General features: G+C 67.4%; 5 protein-coding genes and 1 pseudogene. 4 read left to right on the top strand and 2 right to left on the bottom strand.

Annotation, left to right across the window (positions count from 1 at the left end):
• Positions 1 to 155: 155 nt before the first annotated feature.
• Complete coding sequence (locus AB0N17_RS44810) at positions 156 to 854, top strand: TIGR02391 family protein (protein WP_366017461.1); 699 nt, start codon at positions 156 to 158, stop codon at positions 852 to 854.
• Here the strand turns inward: AB0N17_RS44810 and AB0N17_RS44805 are convergent.
• Both AB0N17_RS44805 and AB0N17_RS44800 read right to left on the bottom strand, forming a co-directional pair.
• A complete protein-coding gene (locus AB0N17_RS44805; RefSeq protein ID WP_366017460.1) occupies positions 851 to 2,233 on the bottom strand; it encodes a hypothetical protein in 1,383 nt (460 codons plus the stop codon). The genes AB0N17_RS44810 and AB0N17_RS44805 overlap by 4 nt on opposite strands.
• 16 nt (positions 2,234 to 2,249) lie before the next feature.
• Positions 2,250 to 2,765, bottom strand: a pseudogene (locus tag AB0N17_RS44800) (DUF6233 domain-containing protein).
• 471 nt (positions 2,766 to 3,236) lie between these two features.
• Here AB0N17_RS44800 and AB0N17_RS44795 point away from each other — a divergent pair.
• The 3 genes from AB0N17_RS44795 to AB0N17_RS44785 form a co-directional block, all read left to right on the top strand.
• Positions 3,237 to 5,252 (top strand): hypothetical protein, encoded by a 2,016-nt coding sequence (locus AB0N17_RS44795; protein ID WP_366017459.1) that lies wholly within the window; start codon positions 3,237 to 3,239, stop codon positions 5,250 to 5,252.
• A gap of 357 nt (positions 5,253 to 5,609) precedes the next feature.
• The gene (locus tag AB0N17_RS44790; RefSeq protein ID WP_366017458.1) at positions 5,610 to 5,858 is read left to right on the top strand and encodes a hypothetical protein; all 249 of its coding nucleotides are present in this window, start codon (positions 5,610 to 5,612) and stop codon (positions 5,856 to 5,858) included.
• A 257-nt stretch (positions 5,859 to 6,115) separates the two neighbouring features.
• On the top strand, positions 6,116 to 6,753 hold a 638-nt coding region (locus AB0N17_RS44785; protein WP_366017462.1), incomplete at its 3' end, for a helix-turn-helix domain-containing protein.

Genomic DNA, 6,753 nt, shown 5'->3' with positions numbered 1-6,753 from the left:
CGAACCACCCCCTGCGGCCCTACGACAAGACACTGACCGCAGAAGCGATCATCCCCCAACCGCCATGCTCGTACGCCGAATTGCGCAGCAGAGTCCCTGTGAGACGGGGAGTGTCAGACTCCGCTCCTAGGATGCGCCCCGTGGATCGAGATTGGATGCGACAGCGGCTTGAGGCGTTCGACGACCTGGCCCTGCGCTACGAACGAAGTACACGGCCAGGCGACTACATAGGCGATGCGGCGTTGTATGAGCAGCTGCACCGCGCAGAGCCCACGGTCAAGCAGATCCTGCGGCTCCTGGACCCGCAGCTTGCCGAGAAGATCAATCTCGGTCAGATGGCGGGCGAAGCCATGGCCCGCAACGAGGTTCATCGAGGCCTTGGCATCCTGGCCGACATGGACGAATGGGCCGCCCGGCTCGTACCGGATGCCCCCACGTTGCCCGCCGACCAGTTCCACCCCTGGGTGTGGGAGTCGGCCGCCCCGCTATGGGGCGCAGAAGCCCGACAGGACGCCGTCCTGGCCGCTGCCCGCACCGTCAACCGCCGACTCCAGCAGAAGCTGGGACGCCACGACATCGGCGAGACGGACCTGTGCATGCAGGCTTTCGACATGAAGGACCCCGTCGCAGGCAAACCGCGCCTGCGATTCGACGGCGACCGCAACACACCGACCTGGCGCGCCCGCCAGGACGGCGCCAAGTACCTCGCGGCCGGTGCCTTCCTCGCCCTGCGGAACGTTGCCGCTCATGAGGATGCGGTGCCCTGGACCGAACAGGAGGCGCTGGAGCACCTGGCGACCCTGAGCGTCCTGGCCCGCTGGATCGAGCAGTGCACTGTGGAGCGCGCCACCTAGACCCAGATCTCGTGCTCGTTGCGGTAGTGCGGCCACGGCTGTCCGGCCTGACGGGCGGCGAGGACGTGTTTGATGCCCGCGGCCCACGTGCCTGGTTGCAGGAGCTCCATCAGGTAGCGGTCCAGCTCGGAGCGGCGCATCTGCAGTGTCCATCCCGGTGTCATCGTCAGACCGCCCGGCAGTGTCACGGACCGCAGGCGTTCCTGCTGGTGGATGTCCATGATGACCTCGCCCTGCTCGAGGTGGTCCGTTTTGCCCGGCGGGCGGACCCAGCGGGCGTCCAGGCCGGTGGCCTGGAGCAGGCGGGTCAGTACGGGACCGGAGGTCTCCACGGTCGCCACGGCGTAGTCGCCGATCAGCCGGGCGCAGGCCACCGGATGCAGCGGGTAGTTCGCCCAGGGCACCCGCAGCGGGTCTCGGGCGGTGCTGTCCAGGCTGGTGACATAGATGTTGTGGTCCTCCCGGCCGGCCGCGATGCCTGCCCGTTGCAGAGCGCCGTCGACGGCGTGCTGATGACGTTCGTGGAACTGCTCGGAGTACATGCCGTGCTGGGCGCATGCGTACTGGTCGACGACGTACAGGGCTCGGCTGCCGGGCACCGGTGTGGCGTAGATGCCATCGGTTGCGGCCCGTTCCAGGGCGTCGCGCAGCACGTCCAGGTGGGTGCGCAGCGGCAGGTCCAGGTCGTAGAGGAGTTCCGAGGCGTTGTCCCCGGGCAGCGGGCCGCCGTCCAGCACCGCCGCGCGGGCCTGGTTGATCCGCCGTAGCTGCGCGCTCCTGGTGTTCTTCGGGTTGGTCTTGATCTCTTCCGTGCGGGGCGGGTTCACGCTGTCCCATACCGTGATGTCGCCGATGCGCAGGCAGTTGGTCAGGTCGTGCAGGAGGGCGAAAGCGCCCTCCTCCTTGCAGGCCCTCTCGAAGTGTTCGAGTTCTGCCGACAGGCCCGCTTTGCCGTACATCGGGCCGGGCGACTGGTTGCGGCACAGGGCGAGGATGAACGGGCGGTGGAAGCCGAAGACGCGCCAGGCCAGCGCGTCACCGACCGAGCGCAGCTGGCGGGCCAGCCGCTCGCACACGTCGTGCTCGAATCGCCAGGTCGCGATGTCGGAGAGGTCGCGACCTGACTGGGGCTCCGGGGTCTCCGGGGGCGGCTGCTTGCCTTTGCGCATCCGGGTGGCGGCACGCTTGAACTCCCAGCGGTCCTTCTCCACCTCCAGCAGGCGTGCGAGCAGGGCACGCTGGAATTCGACCCCGGCCTCCACCGTCTCGCAGTCGCGGAGCTGTTGGATGAGCTGGACCAGCACCGGCTGCATCGCCTGATGGCGTGGGTGCACCACCATGTCGTCGGGGCTGTACGAGTCGGCGTGGAACAAGCTCATCCTGCAAGTGTGGCGATCACTTCGTTCCCCTGCTGCCGTTTTCCGAGCCGCCGAAGCCATGCTCGAAACCCTTGAGTACGGGGTCGAGCTCCGCTGCCGCGCTGCACAGGGAGCACAGTCTGGTGCCGGGATGCTCGGCTGCGTCCAGCGCCTGGTCCAGGGTCAGCAGCGGTGTGTCCGGCGGATGCTTCCTCGCAGTCGACGGCGTGGATGACGCCCCGGCCGGGACCGCGGCCGCCGTCCAGCTTCTGCAGGACCCAGCCCGAGGGCCGGCGCTCCCCGAGGATCTGCTGCTCCGTCGTCGGCGGCGGCAGCCGGGTCGTGGGGATGTCGTCGTACGAGACGCCGGACACGGGCTTCACGTGGTCGGGGGCTTGCACCCACACCACGTACCAGGCGGGCTCCACGGCTCCGGAAGGCGTGTTCTGCCAGGCCGGGACGGCCACCTTGTACAGCCAGGAGCCCGGGACCTGCTGGCGTTCCTGGAGGCGGCCGGTGACCTCCTGGGGCCGTCGGGCAGGACCACCGTAATCGGCGGTGATGGCGATTCCTGGAAACGGCCAGGGCTACTCCTCGCCCCACTTGGTCCGCTTCTCAAGGGAGTGGGGACGTTCGGAGAGCAGCACGGTGGCTCGGTTCATGTCGCAAAGCAGCGTTTCGACAGCAGTTCGCAGCGCCCGCATCGGATGTTCACGAGAACGGACAGCACCGTGGCGGTGGCCGGCAGGTCGCCGTCGACCGCGCCACGGTGGTCCGGAGCAAAGGCGCTGGCTACGGGCGGAGACCACGGCTGCTGCTGCACCGTTGCCGACTGCGGGCCGGTGCCTCCCGCTCTCGGGTTCTGGCTCAACTCTGTGGAGCGGTGCGGTACGTCCTTCGGGCCCGACGTGTCCGAAAACAACGCCCGTGGCCGATGCGCGCCTCTTGATCACAGGTGGCTGTTCTGCCAGGGTCTCGACCGCAACAGCCCGCAAGATCTTGTTTGACGGCCGTGGAGGAAACCATGGACACCCGCCTGGGCCGATGGTCGCACACCACCCAACTCCTCACCTGCGCCCTGAAACTCGCGGCCGACGCTCTCCATGGCCCGTCCGCCGACGGTGCGCCGCCGCTACTAGAGACTCCGTGGGCGGTGTCGGCCTTGGTCGAGAGCATCTACAACGAGGGCGGCGACACCCCCGCTCCACGTCTCGACAGCGTCCGCGTGGCTGCCCTGCTGCGGCCGGAATCGATGGGCCGGGACGTACGCTCGGCAGGGACGGACACCTACGCTGCCATGGCGGCAGTACGCACAGAGCGGCCGACCCACGCTGAGTGCGACAAGCTAATCACCGATCTCGCTCGGTGCCTGGGCAGCCGCGACGGTGACCAGGCCGCCTTGTCGATGCTTGCCCACACCTCTCCTCGCCTCGTGACGTACGCCGTGACACTGCTGGCGGCGAAACTGCTGTGGGAGGGGCCTGTCGCTTATGGCGTCCCAGGCTGCCTGCCAGCAACGACGCCGACCCTCGCCGCCCTGATCGCCCAGGCGCTCTGTGCCGATGAGCACGTCACTCATCGGCCCTGGGGCAGCAGCGAGACAGCAGAGACGATGGCGCTGCTGGACGACCTGTGGACGGATCCGACGAGGTGCGCTGTCCTCGTGGCGACCATCAAAACGATGCTGAAGGGCTGCGCGGCGCTGCATGAGCAGGAAGTGCGCGTCGACGCGCTGCAGACGCTCGCCTTTATCGCGTCCGCGGTGTGCCATGCGGTCGTCGACAAGCAGCACAAGGACGCCGTCGCGCAGACGCCGCAGCTTCGCGTTCCCGATCACGAGATCACGGAATGGATGACACGGCGTCCGCTCACCACCCGTACGCTCCACGATGCCTTCACCACCATGACGACTCAGCCGGAACTCCTCTACGGCTGGTACGTCCTGACGGCTGGGCAAACGACGAGCAGCGAGGATCGCGTCGCACGGTCGTTGCTCGCGTGTTCTTGCGTGATCGACTGGACCGAGGAGTCAGGCCGGCAGTGGACCGAGACGGCAACCCGCAGCGGTCTGAGCTTCGACGGACTGCAGGTGTCGTACCAGTTGTGTGGGCAAGCAGCGCTGTCGCTGCAGAACTCCCTGGACCACCACTATCCTCCCGTGCCAGCGTACGGCAGCCTCTGGACCAGGGACGTTTCGCCGACGGTAACCGCGGTACTGATGCTCGGCACGGGCATCGGCTCCTACGGGGCGTGGGGCAACACCCATCGCCGCACCCTCGAAGAATGGACCACCTACAACGAACTGTTGGGCGTGACATGGCTCATCGCCAACTGCACAGACATCTTCCTGGACGCCGCCTACGGCGATGCGGGCAACTGGCTGGCCTGGGTCGATAACCGAAAAGGCCTGGCGCTGACCGCGTTCTTCCGGAAATACGTCACAGCCCTCCACAGTGCCTCCCTCGCACCGACATGGCCTCTCTCCGCCGGCGTCCTCTATACCGCCAGCTCACGACGGCACCACATCTGGCACTCCGCCAACAACGTCGACGGACCCGCACTGGGAATGCAGATCTGTGACGAAACCAGAAATGCGGCACGCGAACTCATCGCCCAGGCCAGGACCCCAGCAGGCACACTCGACGCCCTCAGCGCCTGGCTGAACGGCCGTGCAGCCGTCCTCGCACAGGTCTTCGGGCCCTGCCGCGACACCGACACCACGGGACAGTGCGACTGCGCCCGGTCGGCAGTGCAGATAGCCGAGGAAATCGACCAGTACTTCCGCACCAACGTCCGCGCCCCCTATGACCCCACCACGGTGAGGGACCTCGAAGCATCTGGTGCCGCCACACTGACCCACATGACCCAGGCAGTCGTCTGTGGCTGCGGAATTGGAGCGGCAGCCGTAGCAGATGCCCTCGAATTATGGTGGCGACCCGACGGAGGCGTCATGACTCAAATCGGCCTCTACCTCACAGCCCGCTACAACGCCTTCCCCCACCACCCACCCCAGAACGGAACAACCGCGCGCACGCCCTGAAGGATCCCCAGACGGCCCACCGCCCGGGGTCCCCGTGCTGGCGCAGGTGCACAGCATCGAGTGCACTCAGTGGCCAGCTTCTCGTCCGCGGCGTACGCCGAAGGTGTCCCCCGACCATTGATGGGACCATCACGGAAGCTGTGCCAGAGCCCGTTCTCGTGAACATCGACTTTCGGGGCCGCCAGGTGCCTCCCGGAGCCGTGAACAAGTGCCGTCCGAAGTAGGGTTCTGGCTCAGGTTCCGTGCAGCAGTGACTGAGCGTTGCGCCTCGGGAGGTAGCTGCCTCGCTGGTCAGGGCTGGATTTGATCCGGCCCTACGAGGTTAGGGTGCTGATTCACGGACCGAGGAGAGCTGGCGTGCACGACAGACCGCGGATGGAGAAAGCCCTTGATGTCCTGCGTGCCGAGCTGGAGGTCGGGCGCTCGACGCAGACCGAGTTGACCGCTCGGGCTGCATGGCTGGCCTTCATGCGATTTGCGCGGCAGCGCTTTGCCACCGCGCCCACCCCCGACTCAGACGGCTTGCTCTTCCAGTACGGCACGTATGCCTTCAGCGGGCGACCGATGTTCACTGGGCGGATTCAACTGGTCGTCGCAACACCCTGATCTCGGAGGTGTGCGACGTGGCTATGGCGGACTGGAGTTTGAGGACCAGCGATGTCCCGGAGGGGCTGCGTCGGCAGTGGCGCGCTGACCGTGCGTTGCGGCCGGCGATGCGTTCGCCGGGGCGGCCTGATCCGTCTCGGGTCGTGCAGCGCCAGTTCTGGCGACTGATCGCCACGGGGGTCACGACGGCCGAGGCGTCGCTGGCGGTCGGCGTGTCGTGGCCGGTGGGTGCGAGGTGGTTTCGACACGCTGGCGGCATGCCTCCGATCTCGTTGGCCGAGCCCTCGGGCCGGTACCTCACGTTCGAGGAGCGCGAGGAGATCGCGATCCTCAGGGCGACGAGCAAGGGGGTGCGCGAGATCGCCCGAGCCCTGGGGCGTGACCCCGGGACAATCTCTCGCGAACTGCGCCGCAACGCCGCCACGCGCGGCGGCAAACAGGAGTACCGCGCGACGGTCGCCCAGTGGAAGGCCCAGCAGGCGGCCAAGCGCCCGAAGACCGCGAAGCTCCTGGGCAACGACCGGTTGCGTGAGTACGTTCAGGAGAGGTTGTCGGGGAACGTTCACCGGCCTGACGGGACGGTCGCCGCAGGACCGCAGACGCCTCCGTGGAAAGGGCTGAACAAGCCGCACCGGCAAGACAGGCGGTGGGCGACAGCATGGAGCCCGGAACAGATCTCGCACCGGTTGAAGGCCGACTTCCCCGAGGATGAGTCCATGCGCATCAGCCACGAGGCGATCTACCAGTCGCTGTTCATCGAGGGCCGTGGTGCGCTCAAGCGTGAGCTGGTCGCCTGCCTGCGCACCGGACGGGCGCTTCGAGAGCCTCGGTCGAGGTCACGGAACAAGCCGCAAGGGCATGTCACCGCGGATGTCGTCCTCAGTGAACGTCCTGC

The organism is Streptomyces sp. NPDC051133 (assembly GCF_040682635.1).
Classification (GTDB): Bacteria; Actinomycetota; Actinomycetes; order Streptomycetales; family Streptomycetaceae; genus Streptomyces.
The sequence above is the reverse complement of the archived record's forward strand: the minus strand, read 5'-3'. Positions and strand labels throughout refer to the sequence as shown.

Excerpts from the sequence above, each read along its gene's own strand:
- AB0N17_RS44810 (WP_366017461.1), top strand. The coding sequence starts at position 156 with ATGCGACAGCGGCTTGAGGCGTTCGACGACCTGGCCCTGCGCTACGAA.
- AB0N17_RS44795 (WP_366017459.1), top strand. The coding sequence starts at position 3,237 with ATGGACACCCGCCTGGGCCGATGGTCGCACACCACCCAACTCCTCACC.
- AB0N17_RS44805 (WP_366017460.1), bottom strand. The coding sequence starts at position 2,233 with ATGAGCTTGTTCCACGCCGACTCGTACAGCCCCGACGACATGGTGGTG.